The 17828-nt window shown below is 53.4% G+C and carries 15 protein-coding genes; 13 read left to right on the forward strand and 2 right to left on the reverse strand.

Going from position 1 to position 17828, the window contains the following annotated elements:
* Window positions 1–2: 2 nt before the first annotated feature.
* The 9 genes from KQI79_RS12710 (at window position 3) to KQI79_RS12750 (ending at window position 12165) form a co-directional block, all read left to right on the forward strand.
* Window positions 3–1061, forward strand: coding sequence for a Gfo/Idh/MocA family protein (locus tag KQI79_RS12710; RefSeq protein WP_216538614.1), 1059 nt, complete (start codon window positions 3–5; stop codon window positions 1059–1061).
* 40 nt (window positions 1062–1101) lie between these two features.
* On the forward strand, window positions 1102–2391 hold the full coding sequence (locus KQI79_RS12715) for a Gfo/Idh/MocA family protein (protein WP_216538615.1): 1290 nt from the start codon (window positions 1102–1104) through the stop codon (window positions 2389–2391).
* A 16-nt stretch (window positions 2392–2407) separates the two neighbouring features.
* Window positions 2408–3244, forward strand: coding sequence for a sugar phosphate isomerase/epimerase family protein (locus KQI79_RS12720; protein WP_216538616.1), 837 nt, complete (start codon window positions 2408–2410; stop codon window positions 3242–3244).
* 157 nt (window positions 3245–3401) lie between these two features.
* Window positions 3402–5039, forward strand: coding sequence for a type 2 periplasmic-binding domain-containing protein (locus tag KQI79_RS12725; RefSeq protein ID WP_253298121.1), 1638 nt, complete (start codon window positions 3402–3404; stop codon window positions 5037–5039).
* Between the two features lie 63 nt (window positions 5040–5102).
* A complete protein-coding gene (locus KQI79_RS12730) occupies window positions 5103–6065 on the forward strand; it encodes an ABC transporter permease (protein WP_367398180.1) in 963 nt (320 codons plus the stop codon).
* A gap of 17 nt (window positions 6066–6082) precedes the next feature.
* On the forward strand, window positions 6083–6976 hold the full coding sequence (locus tag KQI79_RS12735) for a carbohydrate ABC transporter permease (protein WP_216538618.1): 894 nt from the start codon (window positions 6083–6085) through the stop codon (window positions 6974–6976).
* Between the two features lie 10 nt (window positions 6977–6986).
* Complete coding sequence (locus KQI79_RS12740; protein ID WP_216538619.1) at window positions 6987–10016, forward strand: heparinase II/III domain-containing protein; 3030 nt, start codon at window positions 6987–6989, stop codon at window positions 10014–10016.
* Window positions 10017–10053: 37 nt separating this feature from the next.
* The gene (locus tag KQI79_RS12745) at window positions 10054–11073 is read left to right on the forward strand and encodes a zinc-dependent alcohol dehydrogenase (protein ID WP_216538620.1); all 1020 of its coding nucleotides are present in this window, start codon (window positions 10054–10056) and stop codon (window positions 11071–11073) included.
* A gap of 123 nt (window positions 11074–11196) precedes the next feature.
* Window positions 11197–12165 carry a Gfo/Idh/MocA family protein gene (locus KQI79_RS12750; RefSeq protein WP_216538621.1) on the forward strand — a complete coding sequence of 323 codons (969 nt, stop codon included), beginning with the start codon at window positions 11197–11199 and terminating at the stop codon, window positions 12163–12165.
* Window positions 12166–12529: 364 nt separating this feature from the next.
* Here the strand turns inward: KQI79_RS12750 and KQI79_RS12755 are convergent, their stop codons facing one another.
* Window positions 12530–13810: a methyl-accepting chemotaxis protein gene (locus tag KQI79_RS12755; RefSeq protein WP_216538622.1), complete on the reverse strand. Its 1281-nt coding sequence runs from the start codon at window positions 13808–13810 to the stop codon at window positions 12530–12532.
* Between the two features lie 174 nt (window positions 13811–13984).
* Between KQI79_RS12755 and KQI79_RS12760 the strand changes: the two genes are divergently transcribed.
* The 3 genes from KQI79_RS12760 to KQI79_RS12770 all read left to right on the forward strand — a co-directional run bounded on the left by KQI79_RS12760 (window position 13985) and on the right by KQI79_RS12770 (window position 16727).
* Window positions 13985–14761, forward strand: a complete 777-nt coding sequence (locus tag KQI79_RS12760) for an ABC transporter ATP-binding protein (protein WP_216538623.1) — start codon at window positions 13985–13987, stop codon at window positions 14759–14761.
* A 124-nt stretch (window positions 14762–14885) separates the two neighbouring features.
* Window positions 14886–15698, forward strand: coding sequence for a hypothetical protein (locus tag KQI79_RS12765; protein ID WP_216538624.1), 813 nt, complete (start codon window positions 14886–14888; stop codon window positions 15696–15698).
* 21 nt (window positions 15699–15719) lie between these two features.
* The gene (locus KQI79_RS12770; RefSeq protein ID WP_216538625.1) at window positions 15720–16727 is read left to right on the forward strand and encodes an asparaginase; all 1008 of its coding nucleotides are present in this window, start codon (window positions 15720–15722) and stop codon (window positions 16725–16727) included.
* 78 nt (window positions 16728–16805) lie between these two features.
* Here the strand turns inward: KQI79_RS12770 and KQI79_RS12775 are convergent, their stop codons facing one another.
* Window positions 16806–17030, reverse strand: a complete 225-nt coding sequence (locus KQI79_RS12775; RefSeq protein ID WP_216538626.1) for a DUF1128 domain-containing protein — start codon at window positions 17028–17030, stop codon at window positions 16806–16808.
* Window positions 17031–17178: 148 nt separating this feature from the next.
* On the opposite strand from KQI79_RS12775, the gene yyaC reads away from it, so the two are divergent.
* Window positions 17179–17724 carry a spore protease YyaC gene (yyaC, locus tag KQI79_RS12780; protein ID WP_230191403.1) on the forward strand — a complete coding sequence of 182 codons (546 nt, stop codon included), beginning with the start codon at window positions 17179–17181 and terminating at the stop codon, window positions 17722–17724.
* Window positions 17725–17828 lie beyond the last annotated feature (104 nt).

The following is a 17828-nucleotide window of genomic DNA, read 5'->3' on the forward strand; positions in this document are numbered from 1 at the left end:
AAATGAGCGAAGTGAAAGCGGCGGTCATCGGAGCCGGAAGCATCTCCGACGTTCATCTGAACTCGTACAAAAATAATAAGGACGCGGAACTGGCGGCGATTTGCGATATGAACGAAGAACGGGCCAAGCGGAAGGCGGAAGCGTACGGGATCGGCAAAGTATACGTCGACTACCTCCAATTGCTGGAAGATCCGGAAATAGATGCGGTCAGCGTCTGTACATGGAATAACAGCCATGCGGAGATCAGCATTGCCGCTTTGCGGGCGGGAAAACATGTATTGTGCGAAAAGCCGCTTTTTTGCAAAACGGTGGAAGAAGCGCTGGCGGTGGAAGCGGCGGTGCGCGAAAGCGGGAAAACGCTGCAGGTCGGCTATGTGAGACGGCTGGGTATGAATGCGCAGGTATTGAAGAAATTTATCGATGCGGGTGATTTGGGGGAAATCTATTATGCCAAAGCTTCTTGTTTGAGAAGGCTGGGAAATCCGGGCGGCTGGTTCGCGGATCGGGAACGTTCCGGGGGCGGCCCTTTGATCGATCTGGGCGTGCACGTCATCGACCTCGCCTGGTACATGATGGGCAAGCCGAAAGTGAGCTCGGTGACCGGCAATTCGTACCGCCGGCTAGGGAATCGGAGCAATATTCGCAATTTATCCTATTATAAAGCCGCCGACGAAGTCGATCGCAACACGGTCGAAGACTTGGCCAACGCGCTCATCCGCTTCGAGAACGGAGCTTCGCTGTTCGTGGACGTCAGCTTCGCCTTGCATGCGAAGGAAGATCGGATTTCCGTCGAGCTCTACGGGGATCGGGGCGGAGCGGAATTGGAACCTAGACTGGCGATCGCGACCGAAATGCATGATACGATCGTGAATCTGGCCCCGCAAATCGATGCGCCCACATTCGACTTCGCCGACGGGTTTCAACGTGAAATCGACCATTTCATCGAATGCTGCCAAGGCCGCGGCAAGACGCTCAGTCCTGTGGAAGACGGCGTCGAAATGATGAAAATATTGGGCGCCATTTACGAATCGAGCGCCAAAGGCGAGGAAATTCGATTCTAGGAGAACGGGCATAAGTTCGAATATCGGAGGAGGAACCGGCATGAGGAAAGTTAGGGCAATATTGCTCGGGGCGGGTGCCAGAGGAGCTTTGGCTTACGCTCCGTACGCCCGGAAATACCCGCATGAGCTGGAAATCGCCGCTGTCGCCGAACCATGGCGTGAGCGACGCGAAGCGTTTGCGGCCGAACATTCGATTCCGGCCGAATATGTATTCGCCGATTGGGAGGAGGTGTTTCGCAAGCCGAAATTCGCCGACGCGGTCATCATATGCACGCAGGATCGCATGCATTTCGCGCCGACGATGAGAGCGTTGGAGCTTGGGTACGACGTCTTGTTGGAAAAGCCGATGTCGCCCGATCCGGCGGAATGTTTACGGATGGAGCGGGCGGCTGCGCACTATGGCAGAAAACTGACGATTTGCCATGTGCTCCGCTGTACGCCGTTCTGGTCGGAACTCCACGCGACGATCGCGAGCGGGGCGATCGGCGACGTCGTGAGCTTGCAGCTAAGCGAGAACGTAGGCTACTTTCATATCGCGCACAGCTTTGTTCGCGGAAAATGGCGCAGTTCGGAACAATCCAGTCCGATGATTCTGGCCAAATCATGCCACGACACCGATTTGATAGCCTGGCTTGTCGGCGAGGAGTGCGTACGCGTCTCTTCGTACGGCTCATTGTTCCATTTCCGTGAAGGGAACGCGCCGGAAGGTGCTCCTATGCGATGTACGGACGGCTGCCCTCATGAGGCGAAATGCGCTTTCTCCGCATCCCGTTTTTACTTGGGAGAAGGGAAGGACTGGGCGCTGCATTTCACGGACGCGACCGATAACGGCAGCATTCTGCAGGCGTTGCGGGAAGGCCCTTACGGGCGCTGTGTCTACCGCTGCGACAACGATGTCGTCGATCATCAGGTCGTCGCGATGGAATTCGCAAACGGGGCGACGGCAGTTTTCTCGATGTCGGGCTTTACTCATGACTGCTCCCGCCACGTCCATATCATGGGAACGAAGGGAGAAATTCGCGGCTGCATGGAAGAACGGAAATTTACAATTTACGACTTTGCGACACAGCGGCAGAACGAGGTTCGGGTACATGCGACGGAGGAGGGCCACGGAGGAGGAGACGAGGCGCTAATTCGCAGCTTCATCCGCGAATTGGCGGGAGATCCGGACGTATCGTCGCTTACTGCGGCCCAAATTTCCGTACAGAGCCATCTGATCGCGTTCGCCGCCGAACGGTCACGCCTTCAAAACGGGGAAGCGGTCGCGCTAAGCGGGATGAGAGAAGAGTTCAAGGCGTTATTGCAGGCGGATCTTCGACAAGGAACCTAACCGGGAGGGATACGGGATGAAAATCAGTTTAAGCATTTGGAGCGTGCACGATTATATCGACAGGAAGGTGATGGACAATGTCTCGTTTATCGATTTTGCCGGCACGACGAAAGCGCAGGGCGTCGAATTGCTCAGCGCCTACTGGAGAGATCCGGACAAGGAAGTGCCGTTAGTTCAAGAAGCGCTCAAACGGAACGGGCTGGAATTGGCCTGTTTCGGCGCTTGCAACAATTTGGCCGTTGCCGACCCGCGGAAACATCGGGAGCAAGTAAGGGATATCCTCGATTCAATCGATATGGCGCAACGGCTTGGCGCTAATGTCGTGCGAGTTTTCTCCGGAGACCAGGAGCGGGGTTCGACGTTCGATGCGGCGATGCGGCGTATTATCGACGGATTAAGAGAAGCCGCCGCATATGCAGAGGCGAAGGGGATTGTGCTTTGTCTGGAGAATCACGGTTTGTTCGCGGGCAAGGCAGGACAAGTGCTTGAGATTATACGCGAAGTCGATTCGCCGGCTCTGCGCAGTACCTTCGACACGGGTAATTTTCTGCTTGTAGACGAAGACCCGAACGAAGCCTTGTCGGAACTGATCGATTATATTTCGCACGTTCATTTCAAAGATTTCTTGCCGGTAGACGATGAACAAGGGGGTGTCTACGTTTCTGTATCCGGGCGCCGTTTCGTCGGCAAAGTTTCCGGCGAAGGAATTGTCGATTTGGAACATATTTTGCAGGTATTAAAAGACAAAAGTTATGACGGTTGGCTGACGGTGGAATATGAGGGAAGCGAGGAGCAGAAGGAAGGCACGATTCGTTCGATTGAGCGAATGCAAGCTATTCTCGGAAGTTTGTAACAATCAGTCTCTCATTTATTTAAAGACGATATAAAGTCCTTGTCTTTAATTTTACTGCCTTTTAAGATAAAAATGTAAGCTTTACAGTTGTAAAACAACGAAATGAAAGCGGTTTATCTTGCCGTGCAAAAACGATTACGATTGGGGAGGGTTCACTATGAGCATGACAAAATGGGGCAGACGCTTCTCGGCAACGATGCTGGTTATTCTGATGCTTGTCGTCGCTGCCTGCAGCGGAGGAGAGAAAGGAGCGCGAACGGAAACGGGAACGCAAACGCCGACGACGGATGCCGGTTCGAAGTCCGGGGATGCCGACAAGAAGCCCGAAGAGAAATCGTACACGCTTGAATGGCTTACCTACCAATATGGGCCTGTCGACGAAAATGCGGTCAATAAAAAAATGCTCGAAGACCGCTTTCACGTCAAGTTCAACATTTGGTACCTCGACGTCACGAAGCGGGAAGAATTGCTCGGCACTAGACTCGCAAACAAGGAATTTCCGGATTTTATGACCGTTTACAGCGCGGCCGATTTGCGCAAATTTTACGAGGACGGCGTAACGGTCGGTTATACGCAGGAAGAATTGGAAACGTATATGCCGAATTATAAGAAACTGGTCGATTCCTACGATCCTAATATTTGGAAATATGTAAAATATCAAGGGGAATATATCGGGATTCCGAGCATTAACGCCGAAGGGGTTCGCAGCGACGCGGTCGCATGGCGCAAAGACTGGCTGGATAACGTCGGCATATCGAAAGTGCCGGAAACGTTGGAGGAATGGGAAGAAGCGATGTATAAGTTCCGCAATAACGATCCCGACGGCAACAAAAAGAAGGATACGTACGGCATGTCCGTATCGAGCTTCAAAAATATTTACGGGGCGTTTGGCCTGTATCCGGAATTTTGGTTCGAACGCGACGGCAAGCTGGTATGGGGCGGCGTGCTGCCGGAAACGAAGCAGGCGCTTGGAGTTCTCGCCAAATGGAAAAAGGACGATCTGATCAATCCGGAATGGGTATTGAAAACAGGCGAAAACCAAGGCGATTACTGGGCGTTGTCGCACGACTTCATCAACGGGAAGATCGGGGTATCGAGCCACGGGATGAACTACCATTGGACGCCCGGGGACGAGAAAACCGGTTCTGCAGGCGGCAACAACTGGATTGCCGTGAAGGAAGCGAACCCGAAAGCCGAAATCGCTTACGGAGCGCCGCCGAAAGGCCCGCAAGGCAAATTCGGCAACATCACTCCCGGCGTGGTTGGACTAACCTACATGTCATTTGGGAAAAACACCGGGGACGATCCGGACAAGAAACATCGCATCATGCAAATCTGGGATGCGATTTATGGAGATTTCGAACTATGGAAGCAGATGAAGTACGGTACGTTCGGCGAGCATTCGGAATTAGCGCCGGATGGGGTGTCCATCGCCTGGAAGGAAGAGTATCAAGGCAACAACGAGAAACAAGCTGCGATTGGCGCGAATATTACGTTCGCTCCGTTCGATCAGCCCAAATTCCGCGAGCAAGTGACGAACCCAACTGCGCTTAGCATTGCCGATCAACTGTATAAGCATGAAGGCGCAGGATATGAGAACGCGTTGAAGACGTCGCTTCCGTCCGATTCGAAATATTACGAGAGCCTGTTGCAATTGCAAAAGGAGACGTTCGCAGCCATTATTAACGGCGAGAAGCCGCTCGACGAATTCGACAATTTCGTCAAGGAATGGTATCAGCGCGGCGGCGAGACGCTAACGAAGGAAGCGAACGAGTGGATGGAAAGCTTGAAGTAAGCGCATTTTGTTGGGCGGTCGGTTCCCCAGGCATTGACCGCCCTTTCCGATGGAGGGATGGACATGAATACGGCGCTTGAGGACACGGCCCCTTCTCTTCCGGTGAAGCAACCAGGGCGATTCAAGCGATGGCTGAAATCATATTACAGGCATCGGTATTTGCTGCTAATGCTGCTGCCTTGTCTATTATTTTTCTTTGTCTTTAAATATTTGCCGATGTACGGGATTACCCTTGCCTTTAAAGATTATAAAGTAGTCAAAGGCATTTTCGGCAGCCCTTGGGTCGGAGTGGAGAACTTTCAATTTCTGTTCGAAGGCCGGGAGTTTCCGCGCGCGTTGAAGAATACGCTCATTCTAAGTTTTTACAAACTGATTTTCGGCTTTCCGGCGCCGATTATTCTTGCGCTTCTATTAAATGAATTGCGCAAAGTTTTTTTTAAACGGTTTGTACAGACATTAAGTTATTTGCCCCATTTTCTGTCCTGGGTTATACTGGCCGGTATTTTCATGGAGTTGTTCTCACCGACGAGAGGGACGATCAACTATATTATTTCTTTGTTTGGCGGGGATCCGATTTTTTTCTTTGGAGATAAACATTGGTTTCGAACATTGCTCGTTTCCACCGAAATATGGAAAAGCATCGGTTGGGGTTCGATCGTATACCTGGCCGCGTTATCGAATGTAGATACGACATTGTATGAAGCGGCGGTCGTTGACGGCGCTAACCGTTGGAAACAGATGAGGTATATTACGCTGCCGGCGATTATGCCGGTCGTGACCATTATGTTTATTTTCGCCGTAGGCGGCATCATTAACGACGATTTCGATCAGGTTTTTAACTTTTATAATGAAAACGTATACGAGGTTGGGGATGTGCTAAGCACCTACACATACCGTATCGGAATTACGCAAATGAAATACGGATTGTCGACCGCTTCAGGATTGTTCGTCAACTTGATCGCTCTCATTTTAATAATCGTCACCAACTCTATCACTCGGCGTTTCAATGATTACGGAATCTGGTAAGGATAGGAGAAGAGGCCATGTCATTGACTATAGGTAAAAAATCGCTCGGCAGCAAGTTGTTCGATCTGTGCAACGTTGTCTTGTTAACTATCTTTGCGGTCACTTGCGTATATCCGTTCCTTAATGTAATCTCGGTTTCTTTCAGCACACCGTCGGCTTCCAATACGTTCGGTTTGCGTTTATGGCCTGAACAATTTACGCTGGAAGGCTACAAGATGGTGTTTTCCAACAAGTATATATGGACTGGTTACTACAATACGCTTTTCCGCACTTTGGTGGGGACGCTGCTAAACGTCATTTTCTCCGTGCTATGTGCGTATCCGCTTTCCAAAAAATATTTGCCGAACCGTAACCTGTGGACCCTGCTCATTATATTTACAATGTTCTTTAGCGGCGGTCTTATCCCCAATTATTTGCTTATCAGCGAGCTTGGCTTGATGGACAGCCGCTGGTCGCTAATTTTACCGGGGCTGATCGCTCCCTTTACGATGATTATCGTGCGTAATTATTTCATGTCACTGCCTGCCGAAGTCGAAGAATCGGCCAAAATCGACGGAGCCGGTGACCTGCTTATCTTGTTCCGGATCGTGCTGCCGATGTCGCTCCCGATCATCGCCACCATCTCGCTCTGGTACGCGGTCGCGCATTGGAACGCCTGGTTCGACTCTTTGCTCTACATTCGCGATCCCGACAAAACGGTGCTAGGCACCGTGTTGCGGAAAATCGTCATCGAAGGCTCGCAGCAATTCGAGCAGTACGAGCAAGCGTTCAATAAGGACGCCGCCAATGTCAATCCGAGCATTATTAAAGCGGCCACGATCATGGTCGCCACCATTCCGATTATTTGCGTCTACCCGTTTATACAGAAATATTTTGTGAAAGGAATTATGATCGGCTCGTTGAAAGGGTGAGGTTCGTAAGATGAAAACGATCAAGCCGAAGTACGGAATCTGCTTTACTTCCCGGGACGTAGGCAACGCCTGGCGCAACATCGGACAATTTCATTGGGCGCAAAAGGCGTACGAGCGCATGAAGCGCCAATGTGACGAGTTCCTCGAGTACTCCGACGAACAAATCTACGATTGCGTCTTGGGGATGCAAGGTCAGACGTTCGCTTACGGCATCTCAGGCTGTCCGGTATGCGGCCGGCCGTTTCCGATGGAGCCGGAGCAGCAGCGTCCGCTGTTTTCGAAAATCGAAGATTTGCCGGTCAAACAATTAAAATGCCCGTCATGCAGCACCGTATTTCCAAACGAACAATGTCCGGACGAAGGATTGGGGATTGAAAGGGATCGGAAAGGATACTACTTGATCGGAATGTGGAATTTCTATATGGGCGGCGAATTGCTGGGCGGAGTGAGGAACCATGAAGGCATGGCGACCAAACTAACGTACATGTACATGCTGACCGGGAACGAAGCTTACGCGCATAAGGCGATTGTCATTCTCGACGCATTCTCTGCCATCAATCCGGGAACGAAGGGCCCGCGCGATTTCACGCCGTTCGGCAGCGATTTCGAGATCGGCCGGCTTCATCTGTTAACCAGCATCGTTCACCGCGTGAAGGTGTGCCTCGCTTCAGATTACGATTGGCTGCATGATCTGCCGGAAATGGATGAGCCGTCGCCCGCCTTGGCGGCGCTCGGCCGAAGCGGAACGATTCGCGCCAATATTGTGGCGATGCTGGAAGACTACCAGTTGTCCGAAGCGGGCGGTCCGGAATACGATTTGCGGGACGGGAATTTGACAAACTTGCAAAACCACGAGTCGGACGGGGTAAGGGCTATGCTTGCGGCGGGACTCATGCTGGGCAAGCGGAATTATTGCGAGTGGGGCGTTCGCGCTGTTGAAGCGTACTTCTATAACGCGATCGGCCGCGACGGCATGTATTACGAAGGTTCATACGGCTACTCGCTGTTTACCGGCACAGTATTTCTCGACATTGCCATGCTGGCGCTGCGCGCATCGAACGGCGAACAGCTTGCGGAGTTCCATCCGTTCGCTTGCGGCCGGTTCTTCCGTTTTGCGGTGCAAAACCCGCTGGAGATGATGTGCCAAGGCCATTTGCCCAGCTTCGGGGATTGGGGAAGGGACGGGGCGGCCAGCCGCGAGGCGAATCCGAAGCTTATCGCGGAGACGTACCGCGCAGCCCTGTATTTCTACCAGTTCACGCCGGATGAGACGATGAAGGCGGAAGCGAAGCGGGTGCTCGTCCAATTGGCCCCGCTGCTCGAGTCGCAATTGGGGGATCGCGGCGTCGATCTGTTCTTCGCTCATCCGGACGAACCCGCGCCGGAACCGTTCGCATTGCCGCAAGATAACACGATCATGGGGCAGGCGGGAATAGCCGTCTTGCGCGACGCGAACGGCACGACGGCGCTCATGCGGGTCGGTCCGAACCGTACGCATGCGCATGACGACATCCTGGCCTATCAATACTATGCGTTCGGCAAGGAGATCAGCGCCGACATCGGTTACGGCATCTACGGGACCAACGGCCACTACGGCTGGGCTTCCAAAGCGGTTGCGCACAATACGGTTGTCGTCAATTGCGACCGAACGATGGAGCGAAATCGGATTTACAAGCCGTTCGCCGGCGGGGAGTTCTCTTTCGTATACGAATCGGACCGGATCGCGGCAATGGAGGGGAGAACTCCGGAGCTGTACGGCATCGAGGCGTATCAGCGTATGCTGGCGATCGTGCCGGCAGGCGGGGCGTCCTATACGGTCGACTTCTTCTACGTTGAAGGGGCGGAAACGGCGGATTACGCCTTCCATGCGTTTCATGAGCGGAGCGAATTGGAATTGAAGGAGGCGCTTCCCGTTGCAGCCGGGCATTGGACGCTGGCGGGGGTCGACGAGGCGGAGAAACCGGACTACGACGCGCCCGGCCTCAGCTTCGGCGAGCGCCTGACGACAGGGGAAACCTTCGCTTCCTTGCTGGAAGGGGAGGAAGAGCGTGAGTGGACGGCGGAACCGAACAACGGATACGGTTATATTCATCGCGTCGAGGAGTTTCGCGCACCGCACGGAGCGGCGCATGCCGTCTGGACATCGTCCACCGGCTTCGAACATCATTGGCTCGGCTTGTGCGACAGGGAAGACCGTCTGTTTACCGGGCTTGGGCCCAGTCTGGAAGGAGAGACGCAGCACCCCTTCCTGATCCAGCGGAGCGTCCGGCCGGTCAAACAGTTCGCGGCCGTATCCTTTACACGCGAGGCTAACGGGGAAGCGCCGATCTTTCGCATGCGGCCGCTGCTTTACGGCGATCCGGATGTGACGGCCCTGTGCGTCGAATTCGGCGACGGAAAGACCGATTTATGGGCTTACCGTCCGCAAGACGGCCGGATCAAGCTTGATACCCAATATGGAGAATGGAGGGTGTACGGACGATGCGCCTGGGTGCGCCTTGACCGCGGCGGCGCGGTGCTGGACGCCGCTTGCATTCACGGAGAAGAGATGACATTCCGCGGACAACGGTATGCCGGACGGGACCGGACGTGGCATACGATCGAACGGCTGGACGTTGCGGCAGGAACGTTGACCGTTTCCGCACATCTGCCCCCCGAGGAACCGAAATATGTGAGGATCAAAGCGCCGCATCGGTCAGGAAGCGTCTTTTATCCTGTCAGGAGCGTCAGGGAGATGCAGGGGCGCGTGACGATCTCGTTGAAGGATTCGGTCGTCTTGTCGAAAGGAATCGTGAAAAACCTGGACGGCTGCATTTTGGAATCTTATTATCCGCTGCCGCTCGGAATCGACGCATCGACCGACAAGATCGCATCTCCTTTCAGCGGCAAGAAGATTAAGGGAGAGTTCGGCGGCGAGGCCGTTATTCGCAAAATGCTCGATTTGAAGAAAATGGAGATCGAGTTGCTTAGGCCGTTTCGATCCGGGGAAAAATTCGACATCCTCGATATCGAAGCCGGATATGCTCTGCAGTGGGGATAAAATGACGCCAAACTCAAACTTGGGGAGGAATGCGCGAATGAAGCAATTGGTTGCTTCCGGCGGCAAGGCGAAGCTGGCGGATACGCCGGAACCGGGGCTTGGGCCGGAACAGACGAATAGGGCGCTTGTCAAATTGCGATATTCGGCGATTAGTCCGGGGACGGAACTCGGGCTGTTGAACAATCCGCACACCCCCGACGGATTCGCCCTGGGGTACAGCGCTGCGGGAGAGGTCGTCGAGATCGGGCCGGAAGTGGCGACTTTACGGAAGGGAGATTTGGTAGCCTGTTACGGGAGCCCTTACGTATACCATGGCGAATTGCTCTCCGTGCCCGAACGGCTGTGCGTGAAGTTGGCGTCGGCCGAACGGCTGCGCGAGGGCGCGTTCGTAGGATTGGGAGCGATTGCGATCCATAGCGTGCGCAGAATGAATCTGCAATTCGGCGAAACGGTATGGAACGTGGGCTTGGGACTGCTCGGACAACTGATTGCCCGCGTATGCGCCAATGCCAATTATCGGGTGTTCGCAACGGATAAGAATGAACAGCGCGTGGAATTGGCGCAGCGGAGCGGAATTCGAGACGCTTATACGGCCGACGATGCCCGCCTGGACGAACGAATGCAGGCATATACCGGCGGCTGCGGCTTCGACGCCGTATCGCTTAACGCGCATACGAAACGCGAAGGCATGTTGGATATGTGTCTCGACCGGCTGGCATTTCGTGGAGTACTATCAATCGTGGGGAACGTGCCGACGGCGTTCGACCGCGAGAAGCTGTTCCGGAAGGAAGCCGATATCGTTATCGCCCGAGCCGGCGGGCCGGGGCGTTATGATGCAACTTATGAAGAGAAGGGCGTTGATTATCCGCAAGGCTATGTCAGATGGACCGAGGCGCGGAATATGGCGGAATATGTGCGGCAGCTTGAGGCAGGGCTGTTGAACGTATCGTCTTACATTACGCATGAAATCGAGTTGGAGCGCGCGGCGGAAGGATACGAGATGCTGCGGCATGAACGGGGTGTTGCGCTCGGGGTTGTAATTCGTTACGGAAGTTAGCGATCGGAGGATATCGAGCTTCATTGACTTTTCACCCGCACGGTCATTGATCGGAACCGCCGAATCGTGCTATGATTTTCCCGAGATCTGGTAAAATCTAATTCATGGGAGCGGGCTGATCGTATGAATGTCAACGTAGGAATAATCGGAACCGGATGGTTTGCGGGAACGCATGCCGAAATTTTGTCGCGCATGGACGGGGTGAAAGTGAGGGCGGTCTGCGGTTCCGGCATGGAGAAAGCGGAAAGATTTGCGGCGGACTGGCCGGACGCGACGGCCTTTGCGTCTGTCGAGGAAATGTTGGACCGCATCCCATTGGACGCGGTGTATATTTGCGTGCCCCCGATGGCGCACGGCAAGATCGAGCGTCTTCTAATCGAGCGGGGCATTCCTTTTTTCGTGGAAAAGCCGCTTGCGACCGATTTGGAAGTTCCGTCGCAAATTTTGGCGGAATTGCAGCGCAAACCGGTTATCACATCGGTCGGATACCATTTTCGTTATATGGAGTCGACGACGAAGGCCATTTCGCTGTTGAAGACGATGAAAACGGGCTCCGCGCTCGGATTCTGGATGGGAGACATGCCCAAAGTTCCTTGGTGGCGCAAGCAAGAAGGATCCGGCGGCCAGTTCATCGAGCAGACGACGCATCTCGTCGATCTGCTTCGCTATACGCTTGGTGAAATTCGCGAGGTGTACGCCGCTTACGCCAATCGCGTTATGCATGAAGCGGAAGACGGAGTGACGGTCGCCGATGTGGGGACGGTTACGTTGAAGCTGGCCAGCGGCGCAATCGCTTCGATATCCAATACATGCATCCTTCCGATGACGGAGAAGATCGGACTGCATATTTATACGGATCGGGGCGTGCTGCAGCTCGGAATGAACAGCCTAACGGAGATCGGCAAAGATCGGACCGAGGAATGGCGTAATACGGCGAATCCTGTAGTCGCCGAGAATGAAGCGTTCATCCGCGCGGTTCGAACCGGAGATGCGAGCGGCATCCTGTCTCCCTATGAGGACGCCTTCAAGACGCAGCAAGTAACGGTCGCCGCGCTGCATTCGGCGGCGTTGGGACAGCCTGTGCCTTTGTAGGAGAGGCTTGCCACAACTCGCCATGAAGCTTTTATCATTGTAACGGTAAAAACTGGGGTTGTTTTGTTCTCATGGAGTGTTGTGCGAGATATACCGGTATTTTGCGGAGTCAATTTCAGTCGGGTTTGGCGAATCGGATGATCTTCAACAGATTAGCGCCGGTTATTACCTCTCATGACCGAGTTCTGTCGATAAATCGGTAAATTAGCGCCAGATTTCGGAACTAATCCGAAATAGCGACGACCATCTTGTCAGGTGAGATGAATGTTATGATGGACGACAGCTCCTGAATGACCGGGATATCGGCAAAAGGCGATATAAAAGAAAATGTCCGGGATCTCGCAAGTTCCCCGACATATTTTTGTTACCCCACATGAAATGTCTCGATCCGCTTCTTCAAGTTAGCGGACTGTTCCCATAATTGGTCGGATGCCCCGGAGATGCCTTCCATGATCGAATTTTGCTCCTGGGTCGATGCGAACACTTCCAAAGCTCCGGCATTAATCAGAGCCGCAATATCGGATACGGAGCGCGCTTCCGCGAGTGTGCTTCGGACTTGCTCGGTTTGGACGGAAATCATGGCCGAAATGTCGGTAACGGCCTGCGCCACTTGATTGGCCTGCTCGGTCATCAAGGTCAGCGCCCGTTCCGCCGCTTCCCCATGCGTATGCTCCTTCTCGGCCAACTCCATTTGCTCCGTTATTTTCTGCACCGTATTTCCGACTTTGATTTGCATTTGATCGATAATTTGATTAATGTTGTCGACCGCAAGCGCGCTCTGTTCCGCCAGTTTCTTCACTTCGCCCGCCACGACCGCGAAACCCCTGCCGTGTTCGCCGGCGCGCGCCGCCTCGATGGAAGCGTTCAACGCAAGCAAATTCGTTTGCGTTGCGAACTCTCCCACAACGGACGAAATCTCGCTAATTTCGTTAGCATTATGCTCCAAATCGCGCACAACGTCAATCGATTCCCGGCTCGAGGCTGCCAGTTTGCCCATACCGCCGACCAGCGATTGAATGGTACTCGCATTGGAGTCGATGGCGTTTGCCATTTGATCGGTCAGGGCGGTCGTCTCGCTTATTTTGCGATGGATTTCTTCGGCCGCTTCCGTCATTCGCTCGACGGATCCGAACATATTGCGCGACGATTGAGACTGCCGCTCGGCTCCGTCGGACATTTGCTCGACGGTGGAGGCAATCAATTGCACATGCGCAGTCGCCTGATGAATGGACGTTTTCAATTCGTTCATTCTTGTATCCGTCACTCGGTAATTCGTCGATATTTCCACGATCATATGCCGTAAATTGGCGATCATCGCGTTGAAGGAAAGGCATAAAGCTCTAAGCTCGTCGTCGGAACGGCTTGGTACGATTTCAACTTGCAAATTGCCGGCCGAAGCCCGATTCGCCGCGTCCGTCAACTGCAAAAGCGGCCTGATGAACCATTTGGCGGCGATCCAGCCGAGAAAACCGGTCCAGAAAACGCCGAGCGACAACGTCAATAGTATAAACAGCCATTGCGGCATGAGGTGGGCAAACGATCGCATCAATACGAAAATAAAAAAAGCGCTCGTTCCATAAGTAATGATCGATACGGTCGTAATTCCAAGTACGATTTTTTTCATGATGCCAAATTTGAATTTCATCTGAACGCTCCTCTGATCGTTATTGCGATAGGTATTTATAATTATTATAATTGAAAATTGTAAATTGAAAAGGCAAAAAAAGGAATTTTTTGGCCGTTTACGGTAAAATCCGAAGTTGAAAAATAGGCGCAAAATCTTTAGCATGGTATATATGTGGAGAGGGGCTGGAAATCGATGATTATCGATATCAAGGACGTATCATGGAAACGGGACAACAAAACGATTCTGAACGGCATGACATGGCAAGTCCGTCCCGGCGAGCATTGGAGCTTGCTGGGGCTAAACGGCTCGGGAAAAACGACGCTGCTGAATTTGGTCAACGGATACATGTGGCCCACGACGGGTGAAGTTTCCGTGTTAGGCGAAAAATTCGGCGAAGTGGATTTGCGGGAATTGCGCAAAAAAATCGGATGGGTCAGCACGTCCTTGCAGCAAAAACTGTACGGCCATCAAACGGCGGAGCATATCGTGCTAAGCGGCAAATTTGCCACGATCGGCTTGTACGACCGAACCGACGATCAGGACCGCGGCAAGGCGTTGGAATTAATGACATTTCTCGGTTGCGAAACCCTTCTTGACCGAACATACGATACGCTGTCCCAAGGCGAACGCCAGAAAGTGTTAATCGCCCGGGCCTTGATGGCCGAGCCGAAATTGCTTATTTTGGACGAGCCGTGCACGGGTCTCGATATTTTTTCCAGAGAACAATTGCTGCAAATGATCGAACGGATTACGGAACAGCCGGACGGGCCGACTTTAATTTATGTTACCCATCATATCGAAGAGATTGTGCCGTGCTTCACCCATACTCTTCTTATCAAAAAGGGAGAAATCTATAATTCGGGCGCGACGGCAGACATGTTGACCTCCGCAACGTTAAGTTCGTTTTTCGGCGCTCCGATCGAGGTGCAGCGCCGCGGCGGACGAATGTGGCTTATGCTTGGCGAATGAAGGGTATGCGACGGCAATCGATAGAACATCCTATTCCTATAAGAGGCAGTTCAAAAAGTCAGTTGACCTTTTGAACACGCATTATAACGAATAAGAAATATAATGGAAGGGAGTTCGTCGATTCGTGCATTACCGTACAAAACTGCGGTCGGCGGCGTTCGCCGCCGTAACCTGCGGGGCGCTGCTATGGACTTGGGGCGGGACGGCAACGGCTGTGTCCCCGATGGCCGCCGTGCCGCGCAATCTATCGAACGCGCAAGTATTGTTGACAACCGAAACGGATGTAACGGGGGATCGGGTAAAGGATAAAATTTGGCTGCTGGGCGAGCGATCGGGCGAATCGAATAAAGCGTTGTACCACAACCTTTATCTTGTGGTGGAGGATGCGAAAGCGCCGGAGTCGAACGGGGAAAACGAGGCTATCATATCGGTGCGGGGCGGTTATGTGCCGAAAATGAAGTTATGCGACTTCAACGGCGACCGGGTTACCGACATATTAGTATCGGTAAGGACGGACGAAAAAACGGGCGCGTCGGATTACTACATCTACTCGTTTAAGGACAATAAGCCGGTAACCGTACCGGCTCCGCCCGTTATTCAGGTGTCGGGTCGATTCGCGGACAACTACAAGGCGGAATTGACGGTGGACGGCCGTCAAACCTTCACGGTGGATTTGCGGGGCCGCAAAACGTTGTACGATCAAATGGGCGTGTACCGGGACGGCAGCCTTGAACGGCAAGTGGCGGTCATGCCGGGTCCGTACAGCATGTTGAGTCCGACCGATATCGATCAAAACGGATCGTGCGAGCTGCACGGCGTTCAGCGGATCGGCGGTGTGTCGGAGCTCGATACGATCGCTTTCATTCAATCGATCTGGTCATGGGATAACGGACAATGGAGGCTCGTGAAGGTCGACGCCCGCCAGGCGGCCGGGTAAAGGGGATAAGGAGTTGACAGGGTGGAACAAATATTGGTGGAAGAATATCGCGGCCCGATTGTAGAATGCGTCCACAGAGGACATATTTGCGGCGTCGGGCTCGACGGCGCTTTGCGTTATCAGTTAGGCGATGCGGACTATGTCGCCTATTTGCGTTCCGCGGGCAAGCCGTTTCAGGCGATACCCGCAATCAAGCGCGGGATCGTCGAAGCTTTTGAATGGGACGAACGCGCGATCGCGCTTATGACGTCGTCCCATCGCGGCGAGCCGTTTCATGTGGAGACGCTCGAGGGGATGGCAAGCAAGGCCGGTCTCGACGAAGAGCGGTTAGTATGTTTGCCGGCCTATCCTTTACACTCGGGTGCGCGCGAACGGCTCATTCGCGACCAAGGCGCCAAACGGCGATTGTATCATAATTGTGCGGGCAAGCATTTCGGCGCGCTCGCCCTCTGCAAGTTATTACAATATCCGATAGACAATTATTGCGATCCCGGGCATCCTGTGCAACAAGAAATTTTACGTACATTATCCGACATGGCCGATTGCCCGGTCGAACGGATGGGAGCGGGAACGGACGGCTGCGGATTTCCCGTGTACGCTATGCCCCTCAAACATTTGGCATACGCCTATCTTAAATTGGCCTGTCCCGAGACGATTGCCGACGCCGAGACGCGCGAAGCGGTCGTGCGCATTACGAAAGCGATGCATGCGTATCCGGAATTGGTCGGCGGAACGGGGCGGATCGATTCGACGCTGCTCGAGGATCCGAATATTATCGCCAAAGGCGGATTTAAAGGCATATTCGGCTTCAGTCTTCGCAACGAACGGCTCGGATTCGCGTTTAAAGTGCTGGACGGCTCGGACGAAGAGGCGGCCCGTATCGCGGTGTCGATATTGGAACAGATTCAGTATGCAAATAAGAGCACGATCGAGCGCATTTACGAACGGTTTCCGCCGGAAATACGCAACGATGCCGGGGACGCGGTAGGAATTAGCAAAGCCGCCTTCCGCTTGGCGCGGATCGACTAGGACTTATAACGACAAGCCGCATCCCCGTTTTCGCGCTCGCGACGTACGGTGGGATGCGGCTTGCTTCTTTTTGTATGATTACTCTTTGCGCAGCTTGCCGAGCTCGGATACGAGCGCTTCGACTTCGCTAATGCTGAAGTTCGATTTGCTGTTTACGATTTCGTACAATTCCTGAATTTCCTCGTACTGTTCGGTCGAAAAAGCCGATGCTTGCATGGCGGCGGCCGTAGCCATTTTTAATTTCGATTTGATCGTTTCAATCATATACTCTACGTTTTCTTGCGTCGGTTTCGTTAAATCCAAACGAATCATCCCTTCCGTCAATCTGCTTCACATTCATTATCATACTTGTCCTTATGTATTGTAACACGATTCCCGGCAAATGCCTTGCACTTTATTTTTCGGGTAAGGTACAATCGAATCATCATTCGCATGAGGGGAGCGTAAAACCGTGTCGTTGCCATCATCCCGGACGGAAGGCGTGAAGCCGCCGTCCCGCCGCAAACTGTCCGCCGCCGGGCTTGCCGGCTTTTTCCGACATATTGCCGGCTTTCATCGCCGCGAAGACATCGTATTCGTCTGTATCGGAACCGACCGTTCTACGGGCGACGCGTTGGGGCCGCTGGTCGGCACCTATTTGGAGCAGCGCGGATTCCCGCATGTGATCGGAACGCTTGCGAGCCCTTGCGATGCATCCAATTTGGAGGATCGGCTGAGCGCGATCCCGACAGGCAAGGTGACGATCGCCGTGGACGCTTGCCTCGGCCATCCGTCCTCGGTCGGCAGCTTTCTCGTTTCCGAAGAGCCCCTTCGCCCCGCAGAATCGGTGGGAGGGAACTTGCCTGCCGTCGGCCGGTACAGCGTGGCTGGCGTCGTCAACGCAAACGGACCGAAAGCCTACTGGACGCTGCAAGCGACATCGCTCTATCATGTCATGCAAATGGCGGAGCAAATCGCCGATGCGGCTAAGGACGGTTTCGAAGTGGAAAAATTGTGAAAAAATTCATTGTATTCCTTCCGAACATCCGATAAAATAAAAAGCGGAGTGAGAAACTCACTCCGATACTAGACAACCAAAGCGAACATACACCATACTTAATC

Origin of the sequence: Paenibacillus sp. MSJ-34, from assembly GCF_018918005.1 — a bacterium.
In the GTDB taxonomy this organism is placed as follows: domain Bacteria; phylum Bacillota; class Bacilli; order Paenibacillales; family Paenibacillaceae; genus MSJ-34.